This window comes from Neobacillus sp. FW104-15D2, assembly GCF_058790155.1.
The window spans coordinates 19,148-35,561 of the sequence record NZ_JBYTCJ010000041.1; the positions used below are offsets into that span (position 1 = coordinate 19,148).

At 38.3% G+C, this 16,414-nt stretch carries 18 protein-coding genes, 1 pseudogene and 1 riboswitch; of the genes and pseudogenes, 13 read left to right on the forward strand and 6 right to left on the reverse strand.

Annotated features, from left to right (window positions below; translation table 11 throughout):
* Nucleotides 1-180: 180 nt before the first annotated feature.
* Nucleotides 181-402, reverse strand: a complete 222-nt coding sequence (locus tag AC3WR0_RS23245; RefSeq protein WP_492554503.1) for a hypothetical protein — start codon at nt 400-402, stop codon at nt 181-183.
* A 92-nt stretch (nt 403-494) separates the two neighbouring features.
* On the opposite strand from AC3WR0_RS23245, the gene AC3WR0_RS23250 reads away from it, so the two are divergent.
* The 8 genes from AC3WR0_RS23250 (at nt 495) to AC3WR0_RS23285 (ending at nt 8,736) form a co-directional block, all read left to right on the forward strand.
* On the forward strand, nt 495-1,310 hold the full coding sequence (locus AC3WR0_RS23250) for a formate/nitrite transporter family protein (RefSeq protein ID WP_027319432.1): 816 nt from the start codon (nt 495-497) through the stop codon (nt 1,308-1,310).
* A complete protein-coding gene (gene fdhF / locus AC3WR0_RS23255) occupies nt 1,307-4,288 on the forward strand; it encodes a formate dehydrogenase subunit alpha (protein ID WP_492554504.1) in 2,982 nt (993 codons plus the stop codon). The genes AC3WR0_RS23250 and fdhF overlap by 4 nt, the downstream gene beginning before the upstream one ends.
* Nucleotides 4,263-4,757 (forward strand): helical membrane plugin domain-containing protein, encoded by a 495-nt coding sequence (locus AC3WR0_RS23260; protein WP_166026606.1) that lies wholly within the window; start codon nt 4,263-4,265, stop codon nt 4,755-4,757. Before fdhF ends, AC3WR0_RS23260 begins: the two co-directional genes overlap by 26 nt.
* A 71-nt stretch (nt 4,758-4,828) precedes the next feature.
* Complete coding sequence (locus tag AC3WR0_RS23265; RefSeq protein WP_166026604.1) at nt 4,829-5,044, forward strand: heavy-metal-associated domain-containing protein; 216 nt, start codon at nt 4,829-4,831, stop codon at nt 5,042-5,044.
* A gap of 652 nt (nt 5,045-5,696) precedes the next feature.
* Complete coding sequence (locus AC3WR0_RS23270; RefSeq protein WP_492554505.1) at nt 5,697-6,605, forward strand: ABC transporter ATP-binding protein; 909 nt, start codon at nt 5,697-5,699, stop codon at nt 6,603-6,605.
* Nucleotides 6,598-7,428 carry an ABC transporter permease subunit gene (locus AC3WR0_RS23275; protein ID WP_492554506.1) on the forward strand — a complete coding sequence of 277 codons (831 nt, stop codon included), beginning with the start codon at nt 6,598-6,600 and terminating at the stop codon, nt 7,426-7,428. The genes AC3WR0_RS23270 and AC3WR0_RS23275 overlap by 8 nt, the downstream gene beginning before the upstream one ends.
* A gap of 203 nt (nt 7,429-7,631) precedes the next feature.
* Nucleotides 7,632-8,330, forward strand: coding sequence for a DsbA family protein (locus tag AC3WR0_RS23280; RefSeq protein ID WP_492554507.1), 699 nt, complete (start codon nt 7,632-7,634; stop codon nt 8,328-8,330).
* Entirely contained in the window at nt 8,323-8,736 is a 414-nt protein-coding gene (locus AC3WR0_RS23285; protein WP_492554508.1) for a disulfide oxidoreductase, read from the forward strand. The genes AC3WR0_RS23280 and AC3WR0_RS23285 overlap by 8 nt, the downstream gene beginning before the upstream one ends.
* A gap of 36 nt (nt 8,737-8,772) precedes the next feature.
* Here AC3WR0_RS23285 and AC3WR0_RS23290 read toward each other — a convergent pair.
* Nucleotides 8,773-9,026: pseudogene (locus tag AC3WR0_RS23290) on the reverse strand (DUF2935 domain-containing protein); the annotation flags it as partial.
* Nucleotides 9,027-9,396: 370 nt separating this feature from the next.
* Here AC3WR0_RS23290 and AC3WR0_RS23295 point away from each other — a divergent pair.
* From AC3WR0_RS23295 to AC3WR0_RS23315, 5 genes are all read left to right on the forward strand, one after another.
* Nucleotides 9,397-10,125 (forward strand): hypothetical protein, encoded by a 729-nt coding sequence (locus AC3WR0_RS23295; RefSeq protein ID WP_492554509.1) that lies wholly within the window; start codon nt 9,397-9,399, stop codon nt 10,123-10,125.
* Entirely contained in the window at nt 10,118-10,864 is a 747-nt protein-coding gene (locus AC3WR0_RS23300; RefSeq protein WP_492554510.1) for a hypothetical protein, read from the forward strand. The genes AC3WR0_RS23295 and AC3WR0_RS23300 overlap by 8 nt, the downstream gene beginning before the upstream one ends.
* A gap of 321 nt (nt 10,865-11,185) precedes the next feature.
* Complete coding sequence (locus AC3WR0_RS23305; RefSeq protein WP_492554511.1) at nt 11,186-11,473, forward strand: hypothetical protein; 288 nt, start codon at nt 11,186-11,188, stop codon at nt 11,471-11,473.
* A 14-nt stretch (nt 11,474-11,487) separates the two neighbouring features.
* Nucleotides 11,488-11,530: riboswitch (PreQ1 riboswitch) on the forward strand.
* A gap of 82 nt (nt 11,531-11,612) precedes the next feature.
* Complete coding sequence (locus AC3WR0_RS23310) at nt 11,613-12,155, forward strand: VUT family protein (RefSeq protein WP_492554512.1); 543 nt, start codon at nt 11,613-11,615, stop codon at nt 12,153-12,155.
* A 353-nt stretch (nt 12,156-12,508) separates the two neighbouring features.
* On the forward strand, nt 12,509-12,847 hold the full coding sequence (locus AC3WR0_RS23315) for a hypothetical protein (protein ID WP_492554513.1): 339 nt from the start codon (nt 12,509-12,511) through the stop codon (nt 12,845-12,847).
* Between the two features lie 47 nt (nt 12,848-12,894).
* Here AC3WR0_RS23315 and AC3WR0_RS23320 read toward each other — a convergent pair whose 3' ends face one another.
* The 4 genes from AC3WR0_RS23320 to AC3WR0_RS23335 form a co-directional block, all read right to left on the reverse strand.
* Nucleotides 12,895-13,584 (reverse strand): LrgB family protein, encoded by a 690-nt coding sequence (locus tag AC3WR0_RS23320; protein WP_492554514.1) that lies wholly within the window; start codon nt 13,582-13,584, stop codon nt 12,895-12,897.
* Nucleotides 13,584-13,952 carry a CidA/LrgA family protein gene (locus AC3WR0_RS23325; RefSeq protein ID WP_492554515.1) on the reverse strand — a complete coding sequence of 123 codons (369 nt, stop codon included), beginning with the start codon at nt 13,950-13,952 and terminating at the stop codon, nt 13,584-13,586. The genes AC3WR0_RS23320 and AC3WR0_RS23325 overlap by 1 nt, the downstream gene beginning before the upstream one ends.
* A gap of 127 nt (nt 13,953-14,079) precedes the next feature.
* The gene (locus AC3WR0_RS23330; RefSeq protein ID WP_492554516.1) at nt 14,080-14,961 is read right to left on the reverse strand and encodes a LysR family transcriptional regulator; all 882 of its coding nucleotides are present in this window, start codon (nt 14,959-14,961) and stop codon (nt 14,080-14,082) included.
* A gap of 91 nt (nt 14,962-15,052) precedes the next feature.
* The gene (locus tag AC3WR0_RS23335; RefSeq protein ID WP_492554517.1) at nt 15,053-16,309 is read right to left on the reverse strand and encodes an MFS transporter; all 1,257 of its coding nucleotides are present in this window, start codon (nt 16,307-16,309) and stop codon (nt 15,053-15,055) included.
* Between the last annotated feature and the right edge of the window lie 105 nt (nt 16,310-16,414).

Here is a 16,414-nt window from a genome sequence, read left to right on the forward strand (position 1 = left end):
AACGCACGACGGACAGGAAGTCCTAGTCAGGCGAAAGGCACAGGACAAGGAAAGCTTCGTCAGCTTTGCCTCGCACGAAGAAAAAGCATAGCTTTTTCGAGGATGTGCCGTTTTGAGCGTGATAAGCAAAACTAGGGCCTTCGCTTAAATGACTTGGCGAAGGCCAAGCCTTTCTAATGCTTAAGGCAGTAAATAAATATCATGATGGGGGGGTTTGTCCATGCTTGATTTCTCCAAGCGGCCTTCCGCCACTAATTGCTGCAATCCTTTTTCTACCTCTTCATGTTTTGTATCATACAGGTTAGCAACTTTTACAGATGAAATTGTCATATACTTTGGTTTTTTAGATGATGACATAATCATTGAATAGACATGCTGGTACAGCTCTTCTTTTTCCATCATTAATCCCTCTTTCTCTACAATCTTATTTAACTTTTTAATAAAATTCCCTAATTAGTAAATATTAATCCCTATAACGGATAGGAGGGAATTGAATGAGTTTCCATGCTCCGCAGCAAATTGCGAAGATGGCAGCTGAAGCGGGAACAAGAAAAGCGACTCTTCCTTTGAAAAGTGTGCTGGTCCTTGGGTTTCTGGCTGGGGCTTTTATTTCGGTCGGTTATTTGCTCGATATTCGGGTTACCGCTAATCTGCCTAAAGAATGGGGAACCTTTGGGGCGTTTTTAGGTGCATCTGTTTTCCCGCTAGGACTTATTTTAATTATCATAGGCGGCGGGGAACTTTTAACAGGAAATATGATGGCTGTCCCTATGGCTGTAATGGCAGGGAAAGTGTCAATTGGACGCCTAATTAACAATTGGTTCTGGATCACAATTAGCAATTTTATAGGCGCAATCTTTGTAGCTTATGTATTTGGACATCTAGCCGGTCTGACTACTCAGGACCCTTATTTGGCAAAAACTGTGGCGATGGCACAGGCAAAACTGGATGAAGGATTTTCAGAAAGCTTTTTTTCTGCCATTGGGTGTAACTGGCTGGTAGGAATGGCAGTATGGCTTTCTTACAGTGCTGAAAGCATTGGCGGTAAAATTTTAGGGATATGGTTCCCCATTATGGGATTTGTTGCTATAGGATTTCAGCACGTAGTTGCCAACATGTTTATTATTCCGGCTGCTATTTTTTCCGGGCATTTTACCTGGGGAGATTTTATAGGCAATTTTGTACCTGTATGGCTTGGAAATGCAGTAGGTGGCGCTGTCCTTGTTGCTTTTGCCTATTGGCTATCCTATAAGGATGTCATCTCCGAACCTTCAAATCAACATACGGAAAAAAGGGAGGCGTCAAAATGAATGAAGAAAAAATCTCCTTACAGTTTAACGGAAAGGAGTATACCGCGAAGAAAGGACAGACCGTCCTAGAGGCTGCGAAGGAACAGGATGTTTTTATCCCAGGGATTTGTTCCCACCCAAGCCTGGGAGCTATACAAACATGTGATACCTGTTACGTTACTGTAAATGGTGAGCTGGTCCGTTCATGTGCAACAAGAGTGGAAAGCGGCATGACTGTGGACACTCAGTCAGAAACCGTAAAAGAGGCTCAGGATGAAGCAATTTCGCGGATTTTAAAAAACCATGAATTGTACTGTACAGTATGTGACAACAACAACGGTAACTGTACCATTCATAATACGGTTGAATTAATGCAGGTTGAACACCAAAAATATCCGTTCCAGGCAAAGCCATATCCGCCGGACAATTCACATCCTTTTTACCGCTATGAACCCGACCAGTGTATTCTCTGTGGGAGATGTGTAGAGGCATGTCAGGATTTGCAGGTTAACGAAACACTTACTATTGATTGGAGTCGCGATGTTCCTAGAGTAATTTGGGATAACGATGTTCCGATAGATCAATCCTCCTGCGTCTCGTGCGGCCATTGTGTTAGTGTTTGTCCTTGTAACGCATTGATGGAAAAATCGATGCTAGGCAATGCAGGATTCCTCACTGGTATTCCGCCGAAGGTATTAGGGCCAATGATTGATTTGACCAAAGAGGTAGAACCAGGATACATGGAGATTTTTGCTATATCCGAAGTAGAAGCAGCCATGAGGAAAACAACTATAAACCGCACTAAAACCGTTTGTACTTATTGTGGTGTTGGATGCTCCTTCGAAGTATGGACAAAGGGGAGAGAAATCCTTAAAATTCAGACTACTGCTGAAGCCCCCGCAAATGGCGTTTCGACATGCGTTAAGGGGAAGTGGGGATGGGATTTTGTTAATAGTGAAGAAAGGCTCACAAAGCCATTAATTAGAAAAGGCGATGAGTTTGTTGAAGCAACATGGGAGGAAGCACTTGGGCTCGTCGCTAGGAAGCTTTCTGAAATAAAAGAAGAACATGGGCCCGATTCTATTGGATATATCGCTTCGTCTAAATGTTCTAATGAGGAAAATTACTTATTCCAAAAGTTTGCCCGTGCCCTTATGGGAACGAATAACGTAGATAACTGTTCAAGGTATTGTCAGTCTCCTGCCACTGCAGGGTTGATGAGAACTGTTGGACTGGGTGGAGACTCAGGCACTATAGAAGATATTATGGCATCAGATCTAGTAATTGTAATTGGGGCAAATCCGGCTGAATCGCATCCAGTTCTGGCCACTCGCATTAAGAGGGCCCATAAGCTGCATGGACAAAAGCTGATTGTAGCTGATTTGAGGGAAAATGAGCTGGCGCAACGTGCCAACATGCTGATCCATCCAAAACCTTCTACAGATCTAATCTGGTTAAATGCTGTTGCAAAATATATTTTAGATCAGGGCTGGGAGGACAAAGAGTTTTTGGAGAACCGTGTTGCCGGCCTGGAGAAATTTAGAGAGACACTAGAAAAGTATACGATTGAATATGCGGTAGAAAAAACAGGCTTAACAAAAGAAGAATTGATTAAACTGGCAACAATGATTCACGAAGCAAAATCCGTTTGTGCCCTTTGGGCAATGGGGATTACACAGCATATGGGTGCAACAGATGCCAGTACAGCAATTTCAAACCTGCTTTTAGTAACAGGAAATTATGGACGCAAGGGAACCGGTGCCTATCCTCTTCGCGGGCATAATAACGTTCAGGGTGCTTGTGACTTTGGAACAATGCCTGCATGGATGCCAGGTTATGAGGCTGTTCAGGATCCTGAAGTGAGGGCTAAATATGAAAAAGCATGGGGAGTATCTCTTCCTGAAGAACCAGGAATGGATAATCATCATATGGTGGAGGGCATGCATAAAGGCAAAATAAAGGCCATGTACTTGTTCGGAGAAGAAATGGCACTTGTTGATGCAAACTCCAACTATGTGGAAGCAGGCTTTGAAGGTTTAGATTTCTTCGTCGTTCAGGATATTTTCTTTAGCAGAACAGCAAGGTATGCGGATGTTGTTTTACCAGCTGCACCAAGCCTTGAAAAGGATGGTACGTTTGTGAATACGGAACGCCGCATACAGCGTTTCTATAAGGTTTTTGAAACACTGGGTGAGTCTAAACCGGATTGGATGATTTTCCAGGAGATTGCCAATTTAATGGGAGCAAATTGGAATTACAAGCATCCATCTGAAATTATGGATGAGGCAGCCAGTCTGGCAACACTCTTCTCAGGTGTCAGCTATGACCGCCTTGAAGGCTGGCAATCACTAGTATGGCCGGTTTCTCCTGAAGGCAAAGATACACCGCTTCTTTACCAGGAAAGATTTCCATTCCCAGATGGAAAAGCAAGACTTGTACCGGTTGATTGGACACCGCCATTTGATCCGGGAGAGGAGTACGATCTACATTTGAATAATGGACGTTTGCTGGAACACTTCCATGAGGGTAACTTAACCTACCGTAATGAAGGATTGACCCATAAAGTACCACATCCATGGCTTGAGGTTTCATTGGAGCTAGCCAAAGAAAGAAACCTGGAGGATGGTGCATTGGTTAGGTTGACTTCACCATATGGCCATGTTGAAATCCGGGTAATGGTCACAGACCGGGTTAGCGGGAATGAATTATATCTGCCTATGAATACCCGTGATGAGCTGGCAGCTGTAAACCGTTTAACTAGCAGTTATCATGACATCATCACCCATACTCCGGCTTACAAAGAAATGGGAGTGAAAATGGAAGTTCTCGAAACTACAGGAGAACCGCCATTGCCTAGACATAACCACCGGTTTGGCAACCGTGTACCGCAAATCAGTGTAAAAGTAGAAGAGAAATGGAAGCGTGAGGACTTTACACCGATTGAGCAAATGTATGAAATAAAGGGGGATCAACATGGCGAGGGCAATTACGCAAATTAGCAGATACCAGGTAAACCCTGAAGAGGAACAAGCCCGGGCGCAAGAAGAAATAATGAAGGCTTTAACTGATAATAAGGACGCTGTTCTCAATTTAATTACTCTTGTAAAAAGACTTGATGACTTAAAGGTATTTCAGGCTGCAAATGCATTTATTGAGAAGGGCGAAGATATAGGAGTAATTGCCATGCAGCAAATAAACCAGCCCACTATGCATAATGTGATAAAAAATGCGATGGGAGCATTCACATTTCTCGGGTCCATTCAGCCAGCTCAGCTCAATACCATTATGGAAGGGCTCAGCCATGGCATGAAGGAGATGTCCAGAACAGGAGAAAAAGGCGAAAAACAAAGCGTATGGCGTTTACGTCTTCGTTTCTGGACACCTGAAATCAGAGCGGCAATGACAACCATGATGTCCTTTATGCAAGGAATGGGTGAAGTATTTCTGCGGAACAGAAGAGAAAATTAATCATAATATTTTTTAGCTGCATCCTTCATCAGTGATGCAGCCTATCCGATGGAAAGAAAGGATGACAAACCATGGAATCCGGTGTTTTGAAGGTGAATAGTAAACTAAGTGAACAGGACGCCGAGAAGATTTTGGATGCATTAAATCATGTCTGGGGAGTATCCGATGCAGAGGTAAGCGTGGATCGTGCAGAAGCGTCTTTTAAATATAATAAGAAAATGGCTTCAGCACAGGATTTTGCCCAGGCAGTAATAGATGCAGGTTTTACCATAACAGAACAAAAGTAAAGGGTGACTCTCATGCGAATTTGTGAAGTATGTGGATTTAAAGAAGAAGAAGAAAACAGAGATCAGGAAGAAATACAGCAAATAGTTCTTCATGTATGCGAAAGCTGCAGACAAGAGAGAAAATATAATCCACTAAATTGGATCTTTTAAAAAGCCGGTTAACTGAATTTGAAGCTCGTATGAAAACAGCTCTCCTTTAAACAGGAAAGCTGTTTTTTTTTTTGCTCTTTTCTAAGAGTTTGTTGCAATTTGAAGAAACTGTGAGAAAAATAGGTAAGACTCCAAAGTCGTTACTATTTTAGATTAAAGATTTTCATAACATCCTCCCCCTGTCAGAGGAACCTGACTCCTAGCGAATTACATATTAAGAGCGCAGGAATTAAACCATACAACGACATTAAACATCATTAATCAAAAGGTATTTAGCTAAAAGTTACATAATTGATACTTCAAACATATTAAAGTGCTAGCAATTAGATAGCAATTGCTTAGCAGGTGATAAAAACGCTGTCGAAAGCTGTGTTTTCTAAGCTGATCGGTAAGATTCGCCTTTTTTCTTAGTAAGAAAATTTTTTTGAACGTTTTTCCTTTTTAACTCGTCTTAAATGTATTAAAGAGAAAAAGATCTACTATTTGGGAGGAGAAAGCATACATGAATGCTTTTATAAAAGCAGACAAAGTTTCAAAAAACTTCGGGGCACATAAGGTACTTAAAGAGGTATCTTTTAAAGTTGATAAAGGAAAAGTTGTTGGTTTACTGGGACCAAACGGTGCCGGGAAAACAACAATTATACGCTTGCTAAATGGCGTGATAATTGCAGACGGAGGATCAATGGAAATTGGAGGCTGGAATCCTGGAGTAAATGGACATGAAATTAGGAAGATGTGCGGAATTCTTACCGATGGAGCTGGAATGTATTTTGAAATGTCCGGTGTAGAAAACTTGGAGTTTTTCGCTAAGATCTATGGTACATATGAGAAAAAAAGGATACAGACGTTATTAGAAGAATTTGAACTTGCAGAGCACCAGAAAAAGAAAGTCGGGCTTTACAGTACAGGAATGAAAAAACGGATGGGAATGATTAAGGCATTATTGCACCGCCCTCAGATTCTATTCCTTGATGAGCCAACCAACGGTCTGGACCCTGAAGGCATCCGGCTAGTTTACGATTATGTCATGAGACTTAACTATGAGGAAGGAACAACTATATTCTTATGCTCCCATATTCTTCACCAGCTGGAAGATGTTTGCCATTCTTTTATGTTTCTCGAAAATGGAAGCATTCTGGAATCAGGAACAAAGCAGGAATTGGAAGAAAAATATATTAATCAAGTAACACTGCGAGTTGAGACGGGGCTAAATATCACATCTGATATATGGAATGGGTTGCAGGTTAAAAACCTAGGAGTAAAAGGTTATGAGTTTAAACTATCAAATAAAGGGGAAATTTCTCCTCTTCTGAAAAAAATAGCAGAGGAAAGCTGGATACATGATGTACACATTCAAGATAGGGATCTTGAATCGCTCTATTTTAAGATACGGGGTGAAAGCAATGAATAAACAAGCTATTTGGGCCATAGCCCAAAAGGATATAAGGGGCATAACAAGCTACAGTCAGGTATGGATTGGTTTTATTGTGACTCCTTTATTATTTTGCATATTATTACCTGTGGGGCTCATACTTGCTGCTAAGTACATGGTTGTAGCCGACCAGGACTTATCTGCTATACTTTATAAGATTTTAAAAAACCTTCCAAATGGTGAGTTGAAGCATTCCATTAAAATACTGCCATCTATTAACCATCAAATTATATTTGTTAGTATAAACTTCTTTCTTGGCTCGCTTTTTCTTATGGTTCCTTGTTTAAATTCCATGATGATAGCAACCAATAGCTTTGTTGGGGAAAAAGAAAGGAGAACCCTTGAAAGTCTGTTATTTGCTCCAATCACTGTGAAGGATTTATTTATCGGAAAGGTTCTTGCTGCTTTTATTCCTGTTATGGCTCTCACGGCAGGAAGCTTTATTATATTTGCGATTGTAGCTGACGCGTTGACCTATTCTATGTTTGAAAAATTGCTTTTACCCAATACAAATTGGTTTTTGCTCATTTTCTGGCTTTCACCCATTATTTCCTTATTAACGATATTATTCAGTGTGATGGTATCAGCAAAGGTTCAAAGCTTTCAGGCAGCACAGCAATTTGGGGGTGTTATTATTCTGCCTATCATTCTGTTAATTATCAGCCAGGCCTCCGGTTTCCTTATCCTGCAGCCTCTGGCTGTCTTTCTTATTGGAATTGGCCTTCTCATAGTTTGCATTCTCTTTCTTTGGCAAATTACCAAATGGAATAACCGGAATATTCTGTTTGAAAAACAGCTATAGATTTTAAAGGAGGTACCGCAAATATAGTGGTATTTCTCCTTTAAAAGGAAGATTTTCTTATTTGGTATAAGTGGCCAGCAGTGCCAAAAACAGAAGTTTTAACGCTCCCCGATACTTGACGTAAAAATAGTGCACCGATATACTTACTTACGATAAGTAAAGATAGATTAGCTGTTTTTTAATATAATTGAGGTGTTATGATTATGGCAAAGATTAAACCAAACACTGCGTCTGGAAATTCCTCCAAATTTATTTTTTGGATCATTGGGTTAATCGCAGTATGTATTTTAGGATTCATTTTTTTGGCGAATCACTCAAAATCTACTTCTACATCAAAAGATTCTATAGATTACAGTAATCAGCCGTTTTTGGGGAAAGCATCTGCTCCTGTATCGATTATTGAATTCGGAGATTATAAATGCCCTAACTGCAAAAACTTCGGTGAGAATGTTATTCCTGTCATTCAAAAAGAACTTATTGATACTGGTAAAGCAAAACTTTATTTTATGAATGATGCTTTTATTAATACTGATTCCACTCGATCTGCCAAATTTGCAGAGGTAGTATATAAAGAACTTGGAAATAAAACTTTTTGGAAATTCCACGAGCTTTTATACAAAAAGCAGCCAGCAGAGAGCAAATATGAAAAAATGGACATTTATAATGAAGCATTTTTAACGTCAACATTGAAAGAGATTGCTTCTGAGTCAGATACTCAAAAGGTTGTAAATGCATTTAAGAATAATGAGGGAGACTCTCCCTTCAAGAAAGATATGAATTATGCTGCCAAATTACATGTGACAGGCACTCCGACCATCTTTGTGGATGGAAAGCTATTTGACGGGCAAACGATCGATGATCTGGCCGAAATGGTGGACAAGGCGGCTAAGAAGAATGAATAAAAGTTTATTACTAGCCTGGATTGCAGCGATTATCGCTACATTAGGAAGCTTATATTTAAGTGAAGTCATGCATTTTATCCCTTGCACACTTTGCTGGTACCAGCGTATTTTTATGTATCCATTGGCAATCCTGCTGGGAATTGGCTTTTACTATCATGACAAAAAAATACATCGGTATGCCTTGCCGCTTTCTGTGATAGGTATGCTGATGTCCGGATATCATTTCCTGTTGCAAAAGATACCATATCTTCAGCAATTTGAAATGTGTACTTCGGGGGTACCTTGTGCAAAGGATTATCTTAATCTGCTGGGATTTATCACGATCCCATTAATGGCTTTTACAGCCTTTACGATTATAACGATTAGTCTTGTTATATTTGCCCGTATAAATAAAAAAGAAGAATAACAAAAAGCGAAAACCGTTTTAAAGGTTTTCGCTTTTTTATTTAACTTCCCATAGCTTCAGACTGCTTTCGTTTTCAAGAACACTTATCATAAATAGGAAGTGCTCAGCTTCTCGAACCACATGATCGACAAGAAGGGGATTAATTACATTTTTTATCTGACAGTTTTTATCAGTTCAAGCCAAGTCTTTTTAAAATTCCTTAATTCTACGGTTACACTTTCGCTTTCCTGATTTAACCTGCCAATGATTGAATAAGTTGGTCTTCTTTTATAAAGCATTGATTCAACATCCGCGAGCCTGGTTTGTGCCTCCCTAAAAAGACTTTTGGTTTATTGTTTTTTCGATAAATTTCCAATATGCCCTAAGCAAATTAAAAAACTGAGAATGCAGAACATATTTACCTGAATATAAATTTATAGGGATAAATAGATGGCTAAAATGAAAAATGTTGTTAAAACACATAAAAAAAGGACCTCAAAAGATCACTTGTGTTGCTTTTCCTTCTTCATATTAATATCCATTTGATGTCAAACATCCCAATATCTCTTTCATTCTCAAGCCTATATTTGTCAGTTTAAAACTTCTTTCATCTTCAATAAAGGATAAATGATAAACGAAATAGAAAATATCATACATAAAATGGAAAAAGAGGAGGGAGTAATGGATATATCCCTTGATTATCATATTTTTAATAACCTGCCAACTACTATTGCAAGCCTGCTGGGTATTATAGTATCAATCGCCATGTTTACATATTTATTTATAAACCAAAAAGTAAAACTGGGTTTTAAAAAAACTTTAGCAGCGACATTAGTTGGGATAGTTGTCTTTTCTTTTACGATTAATACTGCTGTTATTTCAGTCAAAATCCCGGTTCTGCCTCTTGGTGTTTGGTTCTTATACTTTTATCTTAGGGGGAATCGCAATAACGAGCGTTGGCAGCAATATCGAAAGTTTGCCTGGCTTGGGTATATACTGAACTTTATCCTTATCCTTTGTCATTTAATTGTCATACCATTATCTCATTACTTTTATCCGGAAAATAAATTATCAACCTATATTGGTAATGCCAGTAATGCTCGAGTATTCGCATCCCATCCTTCTGCCAGCCCCGCAGAACTTAACCGTATTTCATTATTAAACCAAATTGAGAAAGCGCGAGAAAAAAAGGCTATGAGCATGGACTGGTATTATGATACTGCTATAAGAGAGAATAGATCTGCTGAACGATTTCCTTATTATTTAACCAATACCAAACCAAAAACAGGAGGAGAAGAGGTTAGAATTTTTATTGAGAGGAATGGAAAGGGTCTTCTTATTTCGACTTTAAAAGGCCAGCACTATTTTCGTCTCGACAGCTCCATTTTAAAGGAGGAGCTCCATGACTAAAAAAACTCAATATAGCCTTATTTGCATCGGTATCATTCTCCTGGCCGTGTCTGCCTATATCTTTTTTATAAAAGAACCATTAGATTTCCCGAATAAGAAAGTCCTCAGTAAAAAATTAGAAGAGGTATTCCAGGAAAATGGCGGAATTAAAATTAAACAAATTCAATTTCTGGATAAGCAGCATGCTGTTGTCTTTTTTTCTTCACGTGATAATGCCAACGGGACGAGTTTCTGGAAGTGGGATACAGTAAAATGGAGTATAGTTTCTGCTGATACTATGGGGATTCCGAAAGTATGGAAAGTAAATCCGTCCGATGAGGATTTCTATTATGTTATCTGGAACTTTGGTCCCGGAAACCAGTATAAAAAAGTCGATTTTTACTTAATATCAAAGCGGAACTTTTTAGTATCAGATGAAATGGACACCTATACACCAGGTGTACAACTTAAAACTAATCTTCCAATTGAACAGTACAGCTCAGGAGTTATGAAGCTGCCGATGAACATGACAGCCTATATTAGAGATGAAATTAAAATCAAACAGATGAATAAACTAAGTTTTTTTAATGAAGAGATGCCCATGTATCAATTTGGCTGGTTGGGTTTTGCCAATAATGGAAAAACAGGAATCTTTAATAATTCAGACGGAAGTGGGTTTGGAACCGGAGGAGAGGAAGGCCTGCAAGATGTTTTTTTCCTCGATCCAAGTGAATTGGAAGGACCTCTTGAAGAAAAATGAGGGTGAATTTATATGAATCCTGCAAATCTTAAGAATTTAAGAAGATATCAATTTTTAGTTTTGAAATGGCTTTTTGCGAAACAGGAAGAAAATTAAATAAAAAGATTACTGGCATAATTAATCGGAACAAAGTCCTCTTACGCTTTTGTTTTTCCCAGTCTACACCCTTTTTAGCTTAATAATGGGTGTTTTTTACTTAACTTTAAAGGCAGGAATTCCCTTGGACTACTTTTTCCTTTTCGCTCTGTTATATGGCTAATCCAGGGGAGTTAATCTTTTTAAAATCTTGATTCCTAAAAAGTTAAAAGCCTCTGCAGGAATATGAAAGATTTTCAAAAACAGTTATCTGACCTAGATTATTATTTATCTGCGATGCTGCCACTCATTATTGTGGTTAACATAGCTCTTTATTTTCAAAATCGCAAGCTGGACCCAATTGAAATTAAGAAAAGGTATGAAAGTAAGAATCTTGTAAAAGGAATTGTATTAGGGATTCAGCCGCTATTGCTCTCATGCCCTTTAATATGTTCTGCTTTATCCTCTTTGGAGGATTTAACTTTTGTTCTTGGAAGTTCGAAAATGTTATGGTATAGTGGTTTAGGAATTTAATAATATCCGCTAACGCGGTAGAGGTTCTAGCTACCCTCTCAAAAAAACTATGGGAAACAGGACTTCTTTGTAGTTCTGTTTTTATTTTTTGGGAGTGCCGAACCGAATTTCCTCATTTCATATATTCGGAGGTTACAGGATGAGAATTTTTCTTTATTTGATTAGCATAGTAACAGCAAACGTTATAACGGCTGCATTTGCACCAATACATCTGGGAATCTTTATTGTTCCTATGGGAACCTTGCTTGTTGGGGCAACATTCATTTTGCGCGACTTGGTTCAAAATAAATACGGACGTGCGAAAACTTATTTATTTATTGGAACAGCACTTGTCTTATCTGCGGCCGTATCATCATATCTGGGAGATACTTTACTAATTGTTGCAGCATCAGCTTTATCATTTCTTGTTTCAGAAACCTCAGATACAGAGATTTATAGCCGTTTAAATCTTCCTATGAGCTGGAGAGTATTTTATAGTGGTCTCGCAGGTGGTTTGCTCGATTCCATCATTTTCGTGATTATCGGATTAAGTCCTTTAGGGGCTAATTTTCTTCCATGGGAAGCAGTACCAGCAGCAATTCTTGGACAGGTAATTTTTAAAACCATCATTCAGGGATTAGGAGCTCTCGTTCTTCATCAAGCCGAAAAGTCAAAGCTTTCAAAGCCCATTTCAAATAATTAATCTAAAAAGCGTCTTTCCCGAAAAGGAAAGGCGCTTTTATCTTTAGTGCTGTTAAAAGGTTTTAACACACGCATTTTCTTCTGCGGTCTTACCAAAAGTGCTTGTTCAATGTCGGTGCGGAAAAACAGACTAGCAAGACTCCAGAGCAAGAAGGTTGACTGTTCGTCCGCGTAAAGGGTGCGGACTCTCTCTGAAAATATTCTCTTAAATTCTTTATGGAGAGACAAGTTGTCACAAAAAAACAATGAGACTTGCCTTTGTTATAGAAGTGAAAAGGGTTTGTAACTATCTGGACACGTATCTGTAAACAAACCTTACTATAATTAAATAAAATGCAGAAAGCAGGTGTTTTTATGGAAGAAACAGAGGTTAAGTCATACTTGCAAAAATCGCTTGATGAGTGGAAGGAAGATATTACACAGGTCCTTGATCAAATTGGGCTTGATTATGAAGAAGTTGCCCAGGAACTCAAGGTTTATTCCTATAAATACGGTATAACAAAGCAGGTTATTCAATCAACTGTTAATGATGAAATTATAGAAAGTATTCGGGAGAGGTACCATAGACCCTTTGAAGAACAATATAACCAGCTAAAGGAATACATAAAGGACCTGGAAGAAAAGCGAAGAGTGTTTCAGATGTTCATACATAAAATCGATGAAGTTACCAGGAAAGAGGCTTCAAGAATTTAAAACATAGCTGCAAAAAAATCGCCTGCCGAATTTGGCCAGGCGATTTCTTAATGAATAGAAGTCATTAACATCGGAATGAGTGAAAAGGCAAAAACCAAGGTAATCCATGCAGCAAAAATCATAGCCAGAGTCGAGAAGGTGCCTTCCTGTTCTCCATACTCAAGCGCTTTGCTAGTTCCCGCGCCGTGAGCAGCTGTCCCTAAAGCCAATCCTTTAGCAATAGGAGTTTTTATAGAAAGCCCTTTAATTACCAGCGGACCAAAAGCTCCGCCAATTACTCCCGTTAAAATAACAAAGACAGTAGTTAAAGCTGGCAGTCCACCAATTTCTTTTGAAACTTCAATAGCAATAGGTGTAGTAATCGAACGAGGAAGAATGCTAATTACAAAATCGCTATTTAAGTGAATCAATTCAGATAATCCAAAAGAAGAAAAAATAGCTGCCAGGCTTCCTGCCGTAATGCTGACTAAAATAGTACCGATATACTTTTTAACCATAGAATAGTGCTTGTAAATTGGAATCGCAAACGCAACTGTAGCAGGTCCAAGCAGATGGGTCAGTAATCGAGAGGAATCAAGGTACTGATTTGCAGAGACATGGACCATGCTTATAAGTAGAATTAATCCAGCCGGTGCCATAATCAATGGATGAAACAAAGGAAAAGGCCATTTAGTATAGGCTTTTTTAGACACTCTGTAAATGATATAGGTTATTAATGTATACAAGATCATTTTCATTACGCATTACTTCTCTTTCGACTTAATATTTTTTCGGCTGCATATGCAGTTACCCCTATAACAATAACTGTACTGAAAGCAATCAGTAGAACAGTTTCTGCTCCCTGCATGCTGAAGATTTCATGATAATTTACAATTCCAACGGCAGATGGAATAAAAAATAGAAGTAATTCCGCCAAAAGCCAATTCCCGCCTTGTTCCACCCACTCAAGTTTAACGATTTTCAATTTAAGCCCAAGGAACAAAAAGATCAGGCCTATCATAGAAGCAGGAATAGGAATAGGCAATACATGTTTTACTCCATAACCAATGAATAAGAAAATATGAATGAATGAAATTTGTATAATAATCATTAGAATTTTTTTCAATTGTAACAGCCTCTCTCTAAAACACTTTAGCTAGAAGATAATATTACGACGAAAAAAGATATTCGTAAAATACATATTAAGAATGATTTTCATAACTTAAGGTTATGATAGATCCACTGTAAATGATTTAGGATTCGATTTTTGTGAGAATAAAATTAATTAATTTTCGTCCAGCATATGAAAGGTAACGATCTTTTCGAGTAATAACAGCTAATTCCCACATAACAGGTGGATTTAGATGAATCTGTTTAAGATCTTTGTGTGAGGCTCGTTCACAAATCGATTCAGGTAAAATAGTAACTCCCATTTGGGCGGCAACCATTTCAGTCATAAAATCCCATTGGGAGGTTTTAAACAAAATTTTTGGTTCAAAGCCCTCATTTATGAATTTTTTCCTCATGATATCATGAAGTGAAAATTCTTCATGGTAAAAAATAAACTCTTCATCCACTAATTCCTTTAATTCAACAGATTCCCTGTTGGCATATCGGTGACTATAAGGAACAAGCAGCCTCATTTCCTCAGCAAGAAAAGGAAAGACATTTAGTTCTTTCTCATCAATTGGTAATACAGCAACTCCAAGTTCAAATTCTCCTTCCTCTACGCTTTTAACAACCCTCGCTCCGCCATATTCTGTAATTTTAATTTCAATATTAGGGTAATCACGATGAAATTTGGCCATCACCTTGGGAAAAAAAAGACTTCCAATAATAGGAGGGAGTCCGATATGTATTTTGCCACGTTTTAAGTGGGTCAAATCATTCAGGGTCGAATTCATCTCATCCATTAATGAAGTCATCTTCTGAGCATATTCTATAACTACATTTCCTGCATCCGTAATTTCATTTTGCTTATTGCTTCTAATCATTAGAGGTATTCCTATTTCATCCTCTAGCGACCTTATCATTTTACTTAGAGCAGGCTGTGAGATATGAAGCGTTTCAGCTGCCCTCGTGACACTTTTTTGCTTTCCTACCTCCAGGAAATACCGTAAATGCCTTAGTTCCATGATTTTCACCTCCACCTAAGCATTTTAATACAATTATGGCATAAATAAAAATGCGGAGACAAACGCACTGGTCAGTTCTCCGCAAAAATCCTTACATTTCAAATTTTATTTGTACTTTCTTCTCTTTTCTGACTAGACGGGGGAGAATGATAAGATAATACGTTCCTACAATCAGCATCAGAATTCCTATGGCATTATAAATAGAATCTACTTTAATAAGAGCTGGGAAAATCACTGCAATAATGGCAAGTGCAGCAGAATGGGAGGTCATCATTAGCGGATCAAGCCAGCCTGAAACCCGACCCATAAATTTTGGATCCACTAGTTCATTCATCCAGCCGGATAAGGCGACATTAACTGGAGCAAGGATAATTCCCATGGCTAATATAACAGCATAAAACCACCAGACATTTGTCATAGCACCGGCAAGAATGCACATTCCGCCGGTTAGAAGAACGCCACTTATTAGAACCCGATAGGCTTTAAACTTTTCAACTAAGGCACTGCCAATAGAACTTCCAATGATAAAACCAATTCCAAGAAAAATACTGAAATAGGCCGCAAACTGTTTATAATGCTCAGGTGCGAGCTTATATTTCATTGTAAAAAGCGGAAGAACCGAAAAACCTCCGTTAATTAATCCAAATATCAGAAATCCAGAAATAATGGTAAGGAGAAGTTTATTCTTTAAGATGTACTCCAGGCCAGCCTTGAAATCAGTAAGGACCAACTTGATATTAAGTTCCTTAACTTTTGTTTTCCCATTTGGAAGTCTTACATCCTGAGAAATATGGCAGCTGCGAATTAGAATGGCAGAAACCACGAAACTTATCCCATCAATAATAATGGAGCCGGATACTCCAAAATAATGGTAGGAAAGCGCACCAAGTCCTACACCAAATAGCATAAAAAGACCCATTACAGTCTGGTTTAACCCTGATGCCTGCATGTATTGGTCTTTATCAAGGACTCCCTGGAGAATACTCATTTCTGCAGGGGCAAAAAACTTAGATACCGCACTTCGGATAAATAAAACTGCAAATACAAGAATTAAAAGATGAAAATGAATAAAAGCAAATAATGCAGCGGTTAAAATAACCCTAATCCAATCGGAATTTTCTGCTATTTTTTTTCTGTCGAATCGGTCTGCTGCAACACCAACCAAAAAAAACACCAAAACAATTGGCAGGGAATACATTAATTCTGCTAAAGTGGCGAAATAAGGCTGTTTACTAAAGTGGTCGAGTAAATAAAAAGCAAAAGCCATATTACCGATTGTCGATCCCATTTGTGAGGTAAAAGAAGCAAAAAATAGTTTTCTAAATAATTTATTTTTAAAAATCCCCATTTTTTTCTCCCATCCTATTAATTTAATTTTGTAACTGCTTAGGTTCTTAAATGTTTAGCTTTTAAAAAAAACGGGTACTTATCGCCAACTTCCAAAAACCTGGAA